General features: G+C 61.7%; 14 protein-coding genes. 11 read left to right on the top strand and 3 right to left on the bottom strand.

Features of this window, described 5'->3' with window-relative positions; genetic code table 11:
- Window positions 1-109: 109 nt before the first annotated feature.
- The gene (locus tag CSC74_RS14460; protein ID WP_162315192.1) at window positions 110-790 is read right to left on the bottom strand and encodes a L,D-transpeptidase; all 681 of its coding nucleotides are present in this window, start codon (window positions 788-790) and stop codon (window positions 110-112) included.
- A gap of 159 nt (window positions 791-949) precedes the next feature.
- Entirely contained in the window at window positions 950-1,219 is a 270-nt protein-coding gene (locus CSC74_RS14455) for a hypothetical protein (protein ID WP_162315191.1), read from the bottom strand.
- 419 nt (window positions 1,220-1,638) lie between these two features.
- Between CSC74_RS14455 and CSC74_RS17475 the strand changes: the two genes are divergently transcribed.
- From CSC74_RS17475 to CSC74_RS14445, 3 genes are all read left to right on the top strand, one after another.
- On the top strand, window positions 1,639-1,884 hold the full coding sequence (locus CSC74_RS17475; RefSeq protein ID WP_211369657.1) for a hypothetical protein: 246 nt from the start codon (window positions 1,639-1,641) through the stop codon (window positions 1,882-1,884).
- 643 nt (window positions 1,885-2,527) lie between these two features.
- Window positions 2,528-2,872 carry a hypothetical protein gene (locus CSC74_RS14450; protein ID WP_162315190.1) on the top strand — a complete coding sequence of 115 codons (345 nt, stop codon included), beginning with the start codon at window positions 2,528-2,530 and terminating at the stop codon, window positions 2,870-2,872.
- Window positions 2,872-3,942 (top strand): class I SAM-dependent methyltransferase, encoded by a 1,071-nt coding sequence (locus CSC74_RS14445; RefSeq protein WP_162315189.1) that lies wholly within the window; start codon window positions 2,872-2,874, stop codon window positions 3,940-3,942. The genes CSC74_RS14450 and CSC74_RS14445 overlap by 1 nt, the downstream gene beginning before the upstream one ends.
- 22 nt (window positions 3,943-3,964) lie before the next feature.
- Here CSC74_RS14445 and CSC74_RS14440 read toward each other — a convergent pair whose 3' ends face one another.
- Window positions 3,965-4,714 carry a FadR/GntR family transcriptional regulator gene (locus tag CSC74_RS14440; protein WP_162315188.1) on the bottom strand — a complete coding sequence of 250 codons (750 nt, stop codon included), beginning with the start codon at window positions 4,712-4,714 and terminating at the stop codon, window positions 3,965-3,967.
- Between the two features lie 361 nt (window positions 4,715-5,075).
- On the opposite strand from CSC74_RS14440, the gene CSC74_RS14435 reads away from it, so the two are divergent.
- The 8 genes from CSC74_RS14435 to CSC74_RS14400 all read left to right on the top strand — a co-directional run bounded on the left by CSC74_RS14435 (window position 5,076) and on the right by CSC74_RS14400 (window position 16,715).
- Window positions 5,076-6,545: a dihydroorotase gene (locus tag CSC74_RS14435; protein WP_162315187.1), complete on the top strand. Its 1,470-nt coding sequence runs from the start codon at window positions 5,076-5,078 to the stop codon at window positions 6,543-6,545.
- A 9-nt stretch (window positions 6,546-6,554) separates the two neighbouring features.
- A complete protein-coding gene (locus tag CSC74_RS14430; protein WP_211369656.1) occupies window positions 6,555-8,003 on the top strand; it encodes a 3-isopropylmalate dehydratase large subunit in 1,449 nt (482 codons plus the stop codon).
- 10 nt (window positions 8,004-8,013) lie between these two features.
- Window positions 8,014-8,640: a 3-isopropylmalate dehydratase small subunit gene (gene leuD / locus CSC74_RS14425; RefSeq protein ID WP_246193274.1), complete on the top strand. Its 627-nt coding sequence runs from the start codon at window positions 8,014-8,016 to the stop codon at window positions 8,638-8,640.
- Entirely contained in the window at window positions 8,637-9,578 is a 942-nt protein-coding gene (locus tag CSC74_RS14420; RefSeq protein ID WP_162315186.1) for a hydroxymethylglutaryl-CoA lyase, read from the top strand. The genes leuD and CSC74_RS14420 overlap by 4 nt, the downstream gene beginning before the upstream one ends.
- Complete coding sequence (locus CSC74_RS14415; protein ID WP_211369655.1) at window positions 9,575-10,777, top strand: CaiB/BaiF CoA transferase family protein; 1,203 nt, start codon at window positions 9,575-9,577, stop codon at window positions 10,775-10,777. The genes CSC74_RS14420 and CSC74_RS14415 overlap by 4 nt, the downstream gene beginning before the upstream one ends.
- A 367-nt stretch (window positions 10,778-11,144) precedes the next feature.
- Complete coding sequence (locus CSC74_RS14410; protein WP_162315185.1) at window positions 11,145-12,680, top strand: FAD-dependent oxidoreductase; 1,536 nt, start codon at window positions 11,145-11,147, stop codon at window positions 12,678-12,680.
- Between the two features lie 500 nt (window positions 12,681-13,180).
- A complete protein-coding gene (locus CSC74_RS14405; protein ID WP_246193286.1) occupies window positions 13,181-15,430 on the top strand; it encodes a TonB-dependent receptor in 2,250 nt (749 codons plus the stop codon).
- Between the two features lie 166 nt (window positions 15,431-15,596).
- Entirely contained in the window at window positions 15,597-16,715 is a 1,119-nt protein-coding gene (locus CSC74_RS14400) for a hypothetical protein (RefSeq protein ID WP_162315183.1), read from the top strand.
- Window positions 16,716-16,815 lie beyond the last annotated feature (100 nt).

Raw genomic sequence — 16,815 nt, 5'->3', positions numbered from 1 at the left:
GCAGGGAAGGCACGGCATTGTGCTGCACACTGGCAGAAGAGGCCGGGACACGAGCAGCGTCATCCGCTGCGCCGCCTCGCACGCCAAAGGCAACACGCCGACATGCCTTTCACTTGCGGGCGGACCGTGCGCGTCTTCCACCGTTGCGTTGCGTAGTCGCGCGACTTTGCGCGAACTCCGGGAAGGTCTCAGCTATCGAATCAGCATCCGGCAAGATGTAGAACACCCCGCCCCGTTCGAACGTCGGACGGATGATCCGCTCGTAAAACTCGGGCGAGACGTTGATGCAGCCATGAGTGACGCGGTTGTCGTCCGGCGAAGGCGATGCAAGGCGTTCGGCGCGTCTCTCGGCCGGGACGCCGGTAGCGGTAGGGTGGATGGAGACCGAGGAATCGTAGTCCACCCACAGCACGCGCCCAGCATCGATCGACGGACCGAAACCACCCACAAAGCGACCAGCAGGCGTCGTGCGATCCCGGCCCGGAATCTCGCGAAGCGCGAGACCGGCGATACCGGGGGCCGTGTGATCGCCGGTCGCCGAGCCAAAGAGCCCCGGCGCCGCGCCGCGAAGCCGACCGTCGCCGCCGAACACCAGGATCTGTGCGGCGGCCTTGTCCATGATCGCGAACGGATAGCCCTGGTTGTCCTTGCTTGCGACAACCCAGCCCGCGAGTTCAATCACCGTGTCGGACACGTCTTGGCCTGGCGGAAGCTGGTCGACGGTGGCGACCGGTTGCGCGGCGGCATCCTCGGCGCTGGCTACGCCGATGTTCGCGAACGCCAGCGCCATTGCCAGCGCGCCATAGACGGCCCGGATTGCGGGGTATGTGTATGTACGGATGGGATGGTTCCTTGGGAACGAAGACTGCGTGACGAAAAGGAAACCAGTGGCCAGCAAAGGCCACCGGGTCCCGGATTCAGATGCTCGTCACGAATTGTGCAAGAGCGACTAACCGCGCGGTTGGCGGCGCGGTGCCGCTTCGAGCTGCTGGACGCGACCTTCAATTTGATCCAGCCGTTGGTTGGCCTGCTGCGCGGACTGATTGGCGGATTCGGCGCTCTGGGCCGCGCCCTGCACCTTCGTGTCGAGTTGATCGAGGCGTGAGTTGATCCCTGCAAACTCGTCTTTATAGGTTGCGCAGGAAGCAAGTCCCACGCTGACGACGATCGCCACGCCGAGCGTACGCGCCGTCTTCAGATGTTGCTTGGTCAGAAACATTCCAATTCTCCTTCGTCTGGGATATTGGAATATAGCGGTCTTTTTGCCGGAGTCATGACTCGCCTTTAGCTGACGTTGGGATACGTAGACGGATTGTGAAGATGTGGCATCTGGCAAGAGTTGCGGCTTGAATCCATCAGTCTCCACGAAAACCCGCAGCATTGATCGACTGCCACAACCTTATCCGCAGTCACCGATCCCCACCCAAGGTGAACAGTAGACCTTAATAAGCGGGCCGTTTCGCGCCGACTGATCTTCGGAGACTTCTTCGACTCCTCCCAATTCATCGGCAAGGAAAGCCATGCCGGCGCCTCCAATGAGTCTAGGCGGTCGACATAGTCTCTCCCGGCATCCCGCTACTGCACCGCGCGCGATATCCGCTTCGGGTGGATAACGCACCCGCAAGGTGCCACCTGGGCTTGAAAATTGCGCTATGGCGTAGAGATCAAAAAGGATCGGAGGCCGCGTTCCAGCTCGGCTTGCCACAATTTCTCAACACCTGCTTCTATTGGTCAAAACAGTTCGATGTCAAAAAGCGGGAGAGCATTCAGTCCTTCCACCTTGGCAGAGTAATTCTCTCCGAGATTTATGGTCCGCGGTTTGAAGTCCACTATGCCGGGCATGGCGAACTTCGCAGGCTGCACAAGTCCATCGACCAAATCTGAAAAGAAATGGGGGGATTGCAGAGCCGCTTTGGGTCCAGAGAAAGAAAGTAGAACAGCTTAAAAAAATAAGCTGTTTTCTGTGTTCACCGTAGCTGGGCGGCAAATTTTGGTCGATGGTTGGAATCGTTATTCGGTCCATCATTCGGTCAGTCGCTGCATGCGCGATGGATGCACTGCCCCATGCTAGTGCCGACAAATCAATGGCGTGGCTTGCGTGCCGTCCGTCTTCGACAGGATTCTCTTTGAGAAAACCCGCTCTTCGGTCATAGCTTTCACATGCGGCCTAATTTGGAGACCAAAAAAGCTGGGCTCGGGGTTGTTTGACCGCTTTCGTCGATAGAATCTGCACCGCAATAGGCATATCCCTATTCTGTTGCAAGTCGCCTCGGAGGTTCCCGCGCCCTAACCGAATCGGCTAAGCGGAGCGCATGGCTCTATTAAATCGTTGGTCCCGATGCGGCGTTGTCCGAGGCAAAGCGAATGTCAGCCAACGCCTGGTACGACAACACCCTGCACGTGCGCAGTACCCCGTCCGATGATGCGGTTGGCCAGTATGCCCGGAAACGTAACAAGGATAACTTAGTTGTACAATTGCCGGGCTTGGCCTATATTTGGTCCTGTCCATTTGCCGGCCACCAAAAGCATGTCGCCACGCGAACCCTTAATCGAGCCCGATACGGATCTATCCCGTCCCGAGCAGGTTTTTTTCGAGGATCCGGCGCTCGACCGGATGATGGGTGTGATTCTGGCGCTGGCCACCGAACATTGCGTCCTGCGCGACCAGCTCATGGCGCTGGAGAGCGCGCTGGCCAAGGGTGGGTTTCTTGGCCCGACGACCAGCCAGGACCTGGCCGGTTCCAGCGGGTCCGAGGAATCGCAGCAGGAGGCAGCCGCCTTCGCCGAAGCCCTGCTGCGCCCGCTCCTTGGCGTGCAGCAGGCCAACGGGGCGACGGGTATGTTCAGTTTTGCAGGTCGGCGGAGGACGTGATGGGCACGAGCGATAGTTCCTTCCAGGCTGCTCAGCGCTTCCTGCTCGCTGCCAAGGGATTTTGGACCACGAAGATGTACAGCCGGCTGCGCGCGGAGTATGCCGAGCAATGTGCGGCTCAGGGCAAGGCACCCCAGACCGTGACCGAGGTAGCCGACGTCGTCGAAAGCCTGACGACGTACCGCTACTTCGCGTGGCTCGAGCGGCATTTGCAGAGCGCAAAGTACTCCGGACGCTACGGCCTGGTCCCGCACTATCGCCGGCGGCAGGAAGAGGCGCTGGGCAAGCTGGATGGAATAGAGCACGACCCGGCCCTGGAATTGGACGCCGCGCTGGAGATGCCTGCTTATTACGTCGCCACGGACATCCACCAGCATCCCGGCGGAGTCTGGTCAGAGCCCATTGCAGGGTTGGTTTACGAACACGGCGCGCGCACGACCACGCCGCTGCTCGGCCAGACGCACGCCGACCTCCACACGCGTTTTACCGAAAAGATCGCGGCCGATGGTCAGCCGACCCGCGTGCTGGACATGGCATGCGGCTTTGGCAAGAGCACGTTGCCATTTGCGCGACGGTTTCCCGCCGCAAAGGTTCAGGGTCTGGACCTGTCCGAACCCTGTTTGCGAGTTGCCGCGCACGCGGCGCGGGAAGAGAAGCTGGACAACGTCAAGTTCCGCCAATCGGACGCTTCCCAAGCCATTCTGGAAGAGAATAGTTTCGACCTGGTGACGTCGACCATGTTCCTGCATGAGATGCCACCAAGGGTTCTCGATCAGGTATTCGACGAGTGCATCCGCGTGCTTGAGCCGGGTGGACGCATGGTGCACCTCGACTTCTGGCATATCCCCGATCCGTTCGACCGGTTCCTGCACTACGGGCATGGACGGCGCAACAATGAACCTTACATGCAGCCACTGGCTGAGCTCGATCTGCCTGGAATACTGGCTAAGAAAGGATTCAAGGATGTGCTGATCGAGCCCTTCCACGAGTCCAGCGGAACCTCGGGCGGCAGCGATGCCTGGCGATTCCCCTGGACGGTGATCAGTGCCCGCAAGCCAGCTCACTCCTGAGCGATTGCTTCGGTCAGGAGCGTCAGCTGTTTGAGCGCGGTAGGCCAACCGGAAGGTTGGCCAGGGAATTGTTGATCAGATACTCGGCGGTTTCCAGCATGTATTTGCGCCAGAAGTTTTCCGCCTGTGAGGCCTTGCCATCGGAGATCAACTTGAGAAGCTGTGCGTGTGCGGCGCAAGACTCTTCCGTGCGCACCCACACCGCCCGCTGGTTCGGTCGGCTGAGCAATAAGCGCGGATAGGCTGCGGCGGTAATGTCGCTAAGCATGCCTGCCAGCAGGTTGAGAGCGCTGTTGTCCGAGTGCTTCACCATCTGCTGGTGGAATTCATTGACTGCAGCGATTGCAGCGGCATGATCCTGCCGTGCCAGAGCCGCGCGCTGAGTCACGACGCAACTCTCCAGGTCGGAAAGGAACCCTTTGCTCTTGCGTTGGGCGAGCAACGCCGCAAGCGGCGGCTCCAGCAACATGCGGACCTGGTTTATCTCGCCTAGTGTCGTGCCTTGTGTGGCCAGATAGAGTGCGCCGTACCTTGATGCGGTGTTGATGGTTGGTGTGAGAACGGTGGCGCCGGCGCGCGCGCCGCGTCCTAGCTGGATCAAATTCTCCGCCTCAAGCACGCGCAGCGCTTCGCGCATGATCGGGCGCGAGACGTTGAATTGCCGCAACAACTCGGCCTCGGGTGGCAGCGTGTCGCCATTCTTCAGTTCGCCGTTGGCGATCTGTTCGCGCATCCGGTCTGCGACCAGATGGGCAAGCTTGGGCGTGACCATGCCAACGCCTATCGGTCGGGCACGTGGCCCCGCGGCCGCCGGCTGACCGGTGGTCCGTGCAACTGCTGGTGCTTTCTTGGTTCTCATCCGGGTAAGTCTGCCATGGCCGTTGCGGCGCGGCTATCGGCACGGGCTGCACGTGACCGGGCACAGGCCGAAGGAGGGGCGCCGGTGGGAGCAAGGATGGGCAGCATTTCACTAAATAATAAACTAGGTTATCTTAGTTCTGAAATTGAACTTGATGCCCTCGGGCGAGGGGCATGGGCATCGGGTCGACCGACCTCCGGACATGTAACCCCGTTTCGCAGGTAGGGGGCGAAAACCGGCGGAAATCTGACTCTATATTCGGAGATGTATCGAGATGCATGACGAAACGTTCGACCTGCTGATCCAGAACGTACAGATCGTCCGGCCGGGTGCCGACGGCGTCGAACGGGGCGATATCGCCATTGCAGAGGGGAAGATCGTGGCCACCGGGCCAGGCATCGATCCCGCCAAGGCCGCCAGGGTGGTGGACGGCAAGGGCCGCCTCGCATTCCCGGGGCTGGTAGATGCGCACATGCATACCGGCATCTACTCGCCCTTGCAGCAGGATGCCCTGACCGAGAGCAAGGCAGCCGCCCAGGGCGGCGTTACCTCCAGCCTCAATTACATGCGGACCGGCCAGTACTACCTCAACAAGGGTGGCCCATACGAAGCGTTCTTCCCCGAAGTGCTGGCCACGAGCGAAGGGCGGTTCTACGTCGACTATGCCTATCATCTGGCGCCGGTAGACAAGCACCAAATCGGCGAGATCCCGATGCTGATCGAGAAGTTCGGGGTGACCTCGTTCAAGATCTTCATGTTCTATGGCGGCTATGGCCTGCACGGGGCCTCCGACCACCAGCACAAATTCCTGATGATCGGTCAGGACGAGAAGTACGACGTGGCGCACTTCGAGTTCGTCATGCGCGGGGTAAAGGAAGCGATGCGCGCGTATCCGGACCGCCGGGACAGCATTTCGCTCAGCCTGCACTGCGAGACGCCTGAAATCATGGCCGCTTACACCAAAATCGTGCGCGAGGAAGGCAAGCTGACAGGCTTGCGTGCCTACAGCGCCGCACGTCCGCCCCATTCCGAAGGACTGGCGGTCTGCATCGCTGCCTATCTCGCGCACGAAACCGAATGCACGAACATCAACCTTCTCCATCTGTCGGGACGCAAGGCGCTCGACGCCGCGCTCAAGATGGCCGAGGCCTTCCCGCACGTGGATTTCCGCCGCGAAGTCACCATCGCCCACCTGGTGCTTGATTACGACGCCCCCGCCGGCGCCTGCGCCAAGGTCAATCCGCCCATCCGCGCGCGCGAGGATGTTGAATACCTCTGGGAAAAGTTGCTTGAGGGCAAGCTTGACTGGGTGTGCTCCGACCACGCCTGCTGCAAGCACGAGTTGAAGGTCGATTCCGACCAGCCAGAGGACATCTTCCTGGCCAAGTCCGGCTTCGGGGGTGCCGAGTATCTGCTCTCGGCATTGCATACCGAGGGCCGCAGACGGGGCCTGTCGCTGAACCGCATGGCCGAGCTGACCTCGTCGAATCCGGCGCAGCGATTCGGGTTGAAGAGCAAGGGCGACCTGGCGCCGGGCTATGACGCCGATATCGTGCTTTTCGATCCGCAGCAGACCTTTGTCGTGCGAGCCGAAGATTCCGCGTCTGCCCAGGGTTATACCCCCTTCGAGGGCCTGGAATTACAGGGCAAGATCGTGTCCACCTACCTGCGCGGAAACCTGATCTGCGAGAACGGCCGGATCGTGGGCGAACCGGGTGGGCAGTACCTCAAGCGCCCTTACTGAGGGCTTGGCGTGCAACAGGCGAAAAGCGGAGAGGGTGGGGTGGGCTTCGATCAGGCTGATGGAACCACCCTGTTCGAGAAGCTCTGGGCCCAGCATGTGGTTACCGACTTCGAGGACGGCGCTGCGCTCATCGCCATCGACCGGATCTTGCTTCACGAGCGAACCGGCGCGGTCGCATTGCGCAAGCTGCATGCAGCGCAGCGTCCTGTCGCGCATCCATCGCGAACGTTCTGCACGATGGACCATATCGTCGAGACTGTGCCGGGACGGGGCGACGCCACCCGGGTGCCCGGCGGGCAGACGCTGATCGTGGAAACGCGCAGACGCGCCATCGACGCTGGGATCCGTCTGTTCGACATCAACACTCCGGAGCAGGGAATCGTCCACGTCATCTCGCCCGAGTTGGGTATCGTGCTGCCTGGCGTCACGCTCGTGTGCCCCGATAGCCATACCTGCACCCAGGGTGCGCTGGGTGCATTCGCATGGGGCATCGGTTCGACCGAGGCCGAGCATGCGCTGGCCACCGGGACACTCCGTGTGCACAAGCCGAAGACCATGCGTGTGTGTTTCGAAGGCAATCTGCCCGATGGGGTGACCGCCAAGGACATGAGCCTGTCGCTGATCTCGCGCCTTGGGTCGGGCGGGGGCAGCGGGTATGCGGTGGAATTTGCCGGCAGCACGGTACGTGCGCTCGATATCGAAGCCCGCCTTACTCTGTGCAACATGGCCGCGGAGTTCGCTGTAGTGACTGCGCTGATCGCCCCGGATATGAAGACTTTCGAATATCTCTCGGGTCGGCCCTATGCCCCGGGCGGGGAGGCATGGAAGCGTGCGCTGGGCAACTGGCGCGAACTCGTGAGTGGAAACGCAGCCACGTTTGATTGCGAGATCATTATCGATTCCGGAGACCTGGCGCCCATGGTCACCTGGGGAACGAGCCCCCAGCACGCGGTTCGCGTCGATGGCCAGGTGCCGCGCCACGAGGCGGCACAAGGCAAGCGCGAGGCTTACGATCGTGCCTTGGACTACATGGATCTCAAGGCGGACACGCGCATGGCCGATCTGAGGATCCATGGCGCATTCATTGGCTCGTGCACCAACAGCAGGATTTCAGATCTCAGGCGCGCGGCTGGGCTACTCAGGGGTCGTCGCGTGGCAGAGGGCGTGCGTGCCATATGCGTACCCGGATCGACCCAGGTACGCCTGCAGGCCGAGGCCGAAGGGCTGGACCGCGTCTTCGTGGAGGCGGGTTTCCAATGGCGCGAGTCGGGTTGTTCGATGTGCTTCTACGCCGGCGGCGAGAGCTTCGGGGCCAATGAGCGCGTCGTTTCCTCCACAAACCGGAACTTCGAAAGCAGGCAGGGTCCGCGCACGCGCACGCATATAGCCAGTCCGGAAACCGTCGCCGCCAGCGCCCTGGCCGGCCACATCGCAGACGCTCGCGCGTGGGCGCGTTGAGGGCCGGGGCTTGATCAAATTCGACGGCACCCTTACTGCTATCGCGGCACCGCTGCTGCGCGACAACGTCGACACCGACGCCATCATCCCGTCGCGGGAGATGGTGTCGGCCGATCCGGAAGTTTTGGCCGGCGGCCTGTTCTCCGGTTGGCGCTATCGGGAAGCAGGCGGTCGCGAACCCGATCCGGCCTTCATTCTCAACCAGCCGATCTATCGCAATGCCAAGATCCTTCTTGGCGGCCAGAACTTCGGCTGCGGTTCGAGCCGCGAGCATGCAGCCTGGGCGCTGGTCGGCTATGGATTTCGTGTGGTGATCGCCTCCAGCTTCGCCCCCATTTTCTTCAACAACTGCGTCCGGAATGGCATCGTGCCGGTGCAGCTGTCCGGCGAAGCGATCGCCGAGCTTGCATCCAAGCTGGCAGCCGATCCGCCCGGCGCACGCCTCACCGTGGATCTGGAGGCGCAGAGAATCGTTGCGCCGGACGGAACCGGACTGGCGTTTCCCATCGACGGTTACGCGCGCCAGATGTTGCTGGCGGGCCTCGACGAAATCGATCTGACGCTGGAGGGAAAGGCACGGATCGAAGCCTTCCTTGAACGGGACCGTGAACGTCGACCCTGGATCTACGAGACATGACCATATCGATTCTGATCAGTGAAGTTGGCCCACGCGATGGCTTGCAGAGCATCAAGCGGATAATGCCGCTGGCGGCCAAGAAAGCCTGGATTACCGCGGAGGCGACGGCCGGCGTGCGCGAGATCGAGGTTGGCAGCTTCGTGCCCGCGAAAATATTGCCGCAACTGGCCGATACCGCCGAGTTGGTGGCTCACGCGCGGGGGATACCCGGCCTGACCGTGGCCGCTTTGGTGCCCAACCTCAAAGGCGCCGAAGCCGCGGTGCAGGCCGGTGTCCACAAGGTCACACTGCCGCTGTCCGCATCGGAATCGCACAGCCTGAAGAACCTGCGCCGCACGCACGCGCAGGTCCTGGATGATGTTCGTGCCATCGCCCGGTTGCTCGGTGGCCTGCCATCGGGCGAGCGGCCCCACTTCGAGGGGGGCATCTCAACGGCGTTCGGTTGCACGATCGAGGGCGAGGTAGCCGAGTCCAAAGTGGTGGAACTGGCGGAAGCCCTGATGCAGGCGGGCTGCGACGAGGTCGGTCTGTCGGATACGACCGGCTACGCGAACCCGGCACAGGTAAGACGGTTGGTGGCGGCCGTCAAGCATGCAGTGGGAAGCAGCTCGCTGAACGGTCTGCATCTGCACAACACCCGTGGCTTGGGCCTGGCGAACGTACTGGCAGGCATCGAGTCCGGCATCACCACATTCGACAGTTCACTGGGCGGGCTGGGAGGCTGCCCCTTCGCGCCTGGCGCATCGGGCAACATCGTGACCGAAGACCTCGTATTCATGCTGCAGGCCATGGGTATCAGCGTAGGCATCGACCTGTCGCGACTGCTTGAAGTGCGGCGCATTCTGATTGATGCGCTGCCGGGCGAGCCGCTGTATGGCTTCACGCCGGATGCAGGACTTCCACTCGGCTTCGTACCACCGACGGGAGACAAGTCGTGACTGACCTTGCGACAGCCGAACTGCCGCTGTCGGGTCTTCGGGTAGTCGAGTTCACTCACATGGTGATGGGGCCGGTAGTGGGCGCGATCCTTGCCGAGCTGGGCGCCGAGGTGATCAAGGTCGAGCCCATGGGCGGGGATGCCACACGAGAGCTCGTGGGTTCTGGCGCCGGCTATTTCCCGATGTACAACCGCAACAAAAAGAGTATGTGCCTCAACCTCAAGGAACCGCGGGGTCTTGAAATAGCGAGAAGCCTTGTGGCAAACGCCGACATATTGGTCGAAAATTTCCGCGCTGGCGCCATGGAGCGGCTTGGTATCGGCTACGACTCGCTGGCCGAGCTCAACCCGCGGCTCATCTACTGCTCGGAAAAAGGATTCCTCTCCGGTCCCTACGAGAGCCGGACCGCGCTGGACGAAGTCGCGCAAATGATGGGTGGCCTGGCCTACATGACGGGCCCACCCGGACGCCCGCTCCGGGCCGGTGCGTCCGTCATAGACGTGACGGGGGGAATGTTCGGCGTGATCGGCATCCTGGCGGCCGTAGAGCAACGGCACCGTACCGGACTAGGCCAGAAGGTGACGAGCGCGCTTTACGAAACCACTGTTTATCTTGTGGGACAGCACATGGCCCAGAAAGCGGTGACGGGCAAGGCGGCCCAACCGATGCCGGTACGCATCTCGGCCTGGGCCATCTACGACGTCTTCGAGACGCGGGATGGCGAGCGCGTGTTCTTGGGCGTTGTCTCCGACCTGCAATGGCTCAACTTCTGCAAGGCCATGGAGCTTGACGATCTCGCGGCCGATGAGCGCTATCTCACCAATGCGATGCGGGTGGCGGCACGCGAGCAATTGCTGCCTATCGTGCGCGACGTGCTGTTGAAGTTCGACAGTCGCCAGCTGCTGCAGCTATTCGAGCAAGTGGGTTTGCCTTTCGCGCCAATCCGTCGCCCGGAGGATCTGTTCGACGATCCGCACCTGCTCGCCAGCGGCGGACTGGGGGAACTCGAGCTGGCGAATGGCATTCGAACCGCTCTGCCCATCCTCCCGCTGGAAATGGCGGGTCGGCGGCCGACGCAGGGTGGGGCGCTTCCGCGGGCTGGCGAGCACAGCGAGTCGATCCTCGGCGCTCTTGGCTTTACCGCAGAAGAGACCGAACAGCTCTTGGTCGCCGGAGTGGTCGGACGAGAAGCGCAGTAACCCCGGCGGATTCTCATGCTGCACTGCATCGGCAATGCGCCGAAGCTGCCCAAGACGAGATCGTGCATCAACGTTCTCGTTCAAGTCGATGTGCCCGGATCGGGGTGCCGGTGAACCGATGATGCCCGTGACGAAGCGTCAGCAGCGTAGCCCTGCGTCAGGCAGGGCCGGCGCGATCCCCTGCCTCGCTTGACAATCTCTAACATAGATAGATACGTTATCTATGTCGTCGTCTATTACCCCGTCAGTTCGCACTGACGGCCACCGCTGTTGGTTCCCATCTGTGCGCGCAGGCGGTGCGTACGGCTGCTTCGCTCGCCGGCTTGCCGGCGGATTCGTTATTACGACACACCATGGAGGCGATTCGATGAGCAGCTACGACGTGCCCGATACGTGCGGTCTTACTTCTTTCTCCAGGCGCAGGATGCTGAAGAGCGGCGCAGCTGCAGCCGTGCTCGCGGCTCTTCCCTGGTCCATTCGCCAGAGCTACGCGCGAGAGCCCAGCACGCTGGTGATCGTCGGCGGCGGTACCGCAGGCATGATTGCTTCGATCTTCGCCGCCTACCGGGGGGCGAAGGTCGTGGTTATCGAAAAACAGTTGAGCGTTGGCGGATCGCTGGTGATCACCGGCGGAAACCTGGGCGCCGCCGGAACGGTTTTCCAGAAGGCCAGGGGCATCCACGACACCGCGCAGAAGCACTACGACGACATCATGAGAATCAGTAAGGGTACTGCGGTGCCCGAGATGGCCAGGCTTTGGGCAGACAACGCGGGAGGCATGGTGGACTGGCTGGCCGGGAAGGGCCTGGTCATCCCCGACGATCGTCTGAGCGTCGGTATCTACGATTACTACTCGGTGCCCCGCTATCACGCGGCGTTGCAGAACGGCATATCCATCCTGGCGGTCATGAAGCCGGAGTTCGACCGCCTGGTCGGGCTGGGACAGATCACTCTGATGACTGGTGCCGACGCGATCGAGCTGATGCAGGACAGGAAGGGCGTAGTCACTGGAGTAGTGGTGGCGGATGGCAAGGGTAGGCGCTCGGATGTTTCTGGCCGGAGCACCGTACTGGCGACGGGAGGTTGTGCAAGCAATCCCCGCATGTTCGAAGCGCTGCACGGCGTGCCACTCTATCGACGTGTGGCCATGCCATCGAGCCAAGGCGTCGGTATTACCCTGGGGTTGTCGGCCGGCGGCCACGTGCGGTGCGCCGAGAACTACATCGGCTATTACGGCTCCATTGCCGAGAGCGATCAGTGGCCCTCTTTGGCCGCCGCGAACATGGACATCGATCCGCGGTCGCGTGCGCCTTGGGAGATCTTCGTCAACGCATCGGGCGAAAGGTTCGTGCGTGAAGACCATCCAAGCATGAGCGAGCGCGACCGGACGATGGATCGCCAGGCGGGTCACTGCTTCTGGGCCGTATTCGACCAGCGTGTGCTCGACGAGGCTCCCGCCCTCATCGGCAGTTGGAGCCGGGCGAAGTTGCTCGATGCCTTCAACACGCATCCGATGTTCCACCAGGGCGCGACCCTGGCCGAGCTCGGCGTAAGGGCCGGGATCAATCCCGCCAACCTGCAGAAAACCGTAGATGCGTACAACCTGTCGGTAGAACGACGCAATCCCGATCCCTTCGATCGCGAACACAGGCCAGTGCCTCTCGCACGCGGCCCATTCTATGCCGTCCGATCTCAGACGTGGACGCTCAAGTCCTACGCCGGCCTTGGCGTGGATAAAGACTTGCGGGTGACCACGAAAGAGGGACGCGCGATCGACGGACTCTACGCAGCTGGTGAAGTCCTGGGCGCGGCCACGGGTGGCAAAGCGCACACCAACGGTGCCAGCCTGACCCCCGCACTCACCTTCGGAAAACTCCTCGGAGAGAAGATCATCAGGGTCTGAGCCACTTGCGCGCCATCGCGCTTGCGAGGCGTCCCGGCGGTGGATAAATGCCGGGCGGACGAACCTGCGGCATCGCATGGCTCGTCCTGGCGCAGCGCGCTCCTGGCGAGAACCGCACATCGATCCCGCACTCTCGGTCTCTCGCGGTACGCGGCTCGCGTCTGCCTGCAAAGCGGCAGGTTGACACCCCTGCGGACACCTATCTGCTGCGCGTTGGAAGGGGATTCGAAGTCGAGCGAAAAGGCAGCGGAGTCACTGGATCCGCGCTTTATCGATCCGCGCCACGTACACGCTCGAAACCGCACGCAGATCGGCTTGACAAGGCAGAGGGGCTTATGCAATATGGATAACGTAGTGAACTACGTTATTTCAATCAGCTGGAAAGGATTGAATCGGGCAGGGGTCCATCGCCAAGCAAATATCGGGACGCATCCGAGGTGCGTCCTCGAAACCATCGCGAAGTCATCACAACCTCTAGGGGAAATTCAAAGGTGAAAAGCATGCTGGCAACCGGACTTCCTGAGTCGACGTGTAAGAAGCTCGCATTGGTCTCTGCGCTCACCATCGCACTGTCGACGACGGCGCAAGCCCAACAAGAACAGCCAACGCAGGAAGGCGAAGCGGGAAAGCCGAAGGAAGCGGTTGTTCTCGACGCGGTTACGGTAACCGCCGAGCGCTTCACCTCGACCGTCCAGACCACGCCCGTAGCGATCACGGCCCTGACAGCGGAGACCCTGGCCGAGCGCCAGGTCACTAACGTGTTGACCGCGGCTTCCGAGATCCCGGGCATCATGATCACGCCTTCCCAGGGCAGCAACACGAGCGCGCGCATCGCCATGCGCGGGGTCGGACAAAGCACCGCCGGCATCAACTTCGATCCCGCAGTAGGCATCTATATAGACAACGTGTACCAACCGCGGATCAATGGCGCGTTCTTCGATTTTTTCGACATCGACCGGCTGGAAGTATTGCGCGGGCCACAGGGAACGCTGTATGGCCGCAACAGCTCCGGTGGCGCGCTGAAGATCGAGACGCGCCGTCCATCGGCTTATTGGACCGGCAAGGCCGAGCTGAGTGCAGGCAATTTCGATGCGTTGGGGACGAGGTTCTATGCAAGCGGTCCGCTGATCGAAGACACTTTGGCGTTCTCTCTCAGCGGCGTTACCCGCGAGCGCGACGGCTATCTGTACGGTACGGAGTACGGCCGTCGCATCGGCAACATCGACTCGCGTGCTCAGCGGGCCAAGCTGCTGTACACCCCAAACGAGAAGTTCGAGGTCGAGGGGTCCGTGTTTTCCATCCAGGACTTTTCCGAGGCGGGTGTGCCCGTACCGCTGCAAGTGCTGCCCGGGATCAACATTCCGGAGGCCAATGGCACCTTTGATCGCGACCTCACGCGCACGGAAACCTATGGTCCGCTCGGTCAGGGTTCGATCCACAACACCGGCGCCTCAATCAACGCGCGGTACTTCCTGTCCGACGCCATATCGCTGTCCTCGACCACGGGTTATGGAAACCAGAGGACGTTCAGCACTGGTAACACGATCTGGGTGAGCCTGGCGATGCAGCAGGCGCGCGATCGCGGTGAGGACGTCAATCTGCTGAGCGCCAACGAGGGTCGAACCCGGAACGTATTCTACAGCCAGGAGTTCAACGCGACCTACACGAGCGATAAATTCAAGGGCGTGCTTGGCCTCTACTACTTCGACGAGGAGGGTCAGAGCCGCGCGGTTGCCGCGAGCAGTCCGACGATCGACCAGGACCGGAACACGCGCGCAACTGCGGTCTTTGCGCAAGGCACCTACGAAGTCGGCGCCGGCGTCGGCGTGACGGCAGGTATCCGGTACACCGAGGAGCGCGCGGACTTCACCCAGTTCTACCGCACATTGCTCAACGTCTCGCAGAACGCCAAAAAGACCTACACCGCGACTACGCCCAAGCTTGGAGTGAACTGGGAGCCGAATTCGCAAGTCATGGTATATGCGTCCTGGACGCAGGGCTTCAAGAGCGGTGGCTTCAATCCCATCCCGCCCAACGCGAACACCGGCGTGCCGGACCAGATCGGTGCACCGACGCCCTACGACCCGGAGAGCGTCGACAGCTACGAGGTCGGTATGAAATACACCGCCCCGAACAATCGCTTTCGCCTGAACGTGGCCGCCTATCGAGCCGAGTACGACGGGCTGCAGCTGCCGGTGTTCTTTCCTGGAACCAGCACCATCTACACCTCCAACGCCACCGGCGGCGTGGTTCGCGGCATCGAGCTGGAGCCCTCGTGGCAGGTCTCCGACAGCTTGCTGCTTTATGGCAATGCGTCCTTCACCGACGGCGAGTACACCGGTTCGTTCGCGTGCGCCAACCAGTTCGGTCAGGTCATTGACTGCGGAGATAGGGACATCGCGAACCTGATCCCGAGGAAGGCGCAGCTCGGGTTCCGCCTGACGCCAGAGGTGCCTGGCCTGCCCGGGCAGCTGCGCATCAACGGGTCGTGGAACCACCACAGCGCCTACTTCAACAACGTCGCCAACGAAGGGCCGCTTGTCCAGACGGTTTCGGCGAGCATCTACAACGCGGGCATAGGTTGGATCAGTCCAGGCATGCGTTGGGAAGTGAACCTCGATGTACGCAATGCCGCCGACAAGCACTACTCGCTCGCCGGACTACAGCAATCCAACCCCGTGCGACCGGCCGTCAGCGCATATCCGAACCCGCCGCGCGAAGTCATGCTGCGGATTGGGGTTAGCTTCTGAGATATATCGTCTTGCGCGTGCGTCTGGGCCAAGCGTGCTGGCAGCCTGTTCTGAGACCGCGCTCGCGGCGTCGAAACCGCTAGCAGCACTCTTTTCTTGGCCAAGCCGCACGAATAGCAATTGATATTGCATTCCGTCCCGCCTTAACCGACTTGGGAGTTTACGCATGTTGATTTCCCCTCCAGCTTGGAAGCCCGTGGTCAAGGGAGTTCTGCTCGCGACGCTTGCCGGCAGCGCCTCTGCTTCCGCGGCGCAGGCGACCCCTGCGCCGCAGGACGCTACGCGGCCGATCATCGCGACACTCACGCCAGACCCCGATAGCTGGGGTCAGATCGGATTCGTCAACGTGCCGAAGTTTCCCTTCGATGGCACACCCGGTTCGGCGATCAAGAAACCGCCGCTGGGTCCGACTTCCAAGACGATCTTCCAGAGCCCAGAGGCCGGGCCCGACAGCACGCTTCCGGTAGGGCAGTTGATCCACCTGGAATACCTGCCGACGTTCACCTCGAAGATGCCGCCTGCCGAGCAGGTATCGCATTACCACGAGTTCTATGAGTGGGGCTACACGCTGGCCGGCGATGCGATCATGCCCGAGCCCGTCCACCCGGATCAGGTCAATGGGATGTACTACCGCAAGAAGGAAGGCGGTTGGCTTTCGCGTCCACCTTACTCGCTGCATGGCGGCACGCTGGGAACCGGTGGCCTGCGCAATCAGCTCCCTTACGATCTGATCATCTTCGAGGAAGGCGACGGTCACGTCATCAACGTCGGCCGCAACGGCCAACCCGGCAGCTATCGCGGCCGTGATGGCGGTCCGCCTCCTCCCGGTGTCGTCGGTGATTATCGAAAGGTCGAAGAATTCACCCGTCCCTGGCTGCTCGATTCGACTCGCGACGTGGACTGGGAGGAGGATCGCGAGGTGCCAGGCCGATTCGTGAAGTGGCTGGATGACAGCCGCAAGATGGGTTTCCGCTCGCGCCTGGTGAAGATTCCACCAGGTTGGAAGGCGCCTGCAGGCTGGACTCGGACCTATTTCGAGCATGCCAACGTTATGCGCTACATGGTGTGGGGTGAAATGAATGTCTGGCGTTTCAAGGATCCCAAGGATGCTGGTTCGCCATACCTCGTAGGAAAGGACTACTTCATCTACCAGCCGCCACGCACCATCTGGGGCTACGGCTCGGGGCCGGTGACCGAGCGAGGTGCAATCTGGCTCGAAGTCACGTATGCCAAGGGACTTAAGCATGGCGGTGGTCCCATCGAGGAAGTGAAGCGGCTCGACTGAGCCGTTTTGCTCTCCTACTTGTAGCTCGATCCTATGGCACTGGCCACAATCCATGACCCGGTCCCGGCGGTGGAATCGATGGTCGATCGCACCGGTCTTG

The sequence above is a fragment of the Pseudoxanthomonas yeongjuensis genome (genome assembly GCF_010093345.1).
GTDB classification, from domain to species: Bacteria; Pseudomonadota; Gammaproteobacteria; order Xanthomonadales; family Xanthomonadaceae; genus Pseudoxanthomonas_A; species Pseudoxanthomonas_A yeongjuensis.
Note: the sequence above shows the minus strand (reverse complement) of the source record. Positions and strands in the feature narration are given on the sequence as shown.

What these genes read in the sequence shown, in the direction of transcription:
- CSC74_RS14460 (WP_162315192.1), bottom strand. Translation starts at nt 790, where the DNA reads ATGGCGCTGGCGTTCGCGAACATCGGCGTAGCCAGCGCCGAGGATGCC.
- CSC74_RS14400 (WP_162315183.1), top strand. Translation starts at nt 15,597, where the DNA reads ATGTTGATTTCCCCTCCAGCTTGGAAGCCCGTGGTCAAGGGAGTTCTG.
- CSC74_RS14410 (WP_162315185.1), top strand. Translation starts at nt 11,145, where the DNA reads ATGAGCAGCTACGACGTGCCCGATACGTGCGGTCTTACTTCTTTCTCC.
- CSC74_RS14445 (WP_162315189.1), top strand. Translation starts at nt 2,872, where the DNA reads ATGGGCACGAGCGATAGTTCCTTCCAGGCTGCTCAGCGCTTCCTGCTC.
- CSC74_RS14420 (WP_162315186.1), top strand. Translation starts at nt 8,637, where the DNA reads ATGACCATATCGATTCTGATCAGTGAAGTTGGCCCACGCGATGGCTTG.
- CSC74_RS14450 (WP_162315190.1), top strand. Translation starts at nt 2,528, where the DNA reads ATGTCGCCACGCGAACCCTTAATCGAGCCCGATACGGATCTATCCCGT.
- CSC74_RS14435 (WP_162315187.1), top strand. Translation starts at nt 5,076, where the DNA reads ATGCATGACGAAACGTTCGACCTGCTGATCCAGAACGTACAGATCGTC.
- CSC74_RS14440 (WP_162315188.1), bottom strand. Translation starts at nt 4,714, where the DNA reads ATGGTCACGCCCAAGCTTGCCCATCTGGTCGCAGACCGGATGCGCGAA.
- CSC74_RS14455 (WP_162315191.1), bottom strand. Translation starts at nt 1,219, where the DNA reads ATGTTTCTGACCAAGCAACATCTGAAGACGGCGCGTACGCTCGGCGTG.
- CSC74_RS14405 (WP_246193286.1), top strand. Translation starts at nt 13,181, where the DNA reads ATGCTGGCAACCGGACTTCCTGAGTCGACGTGTAAGAAGCTCGCATTG.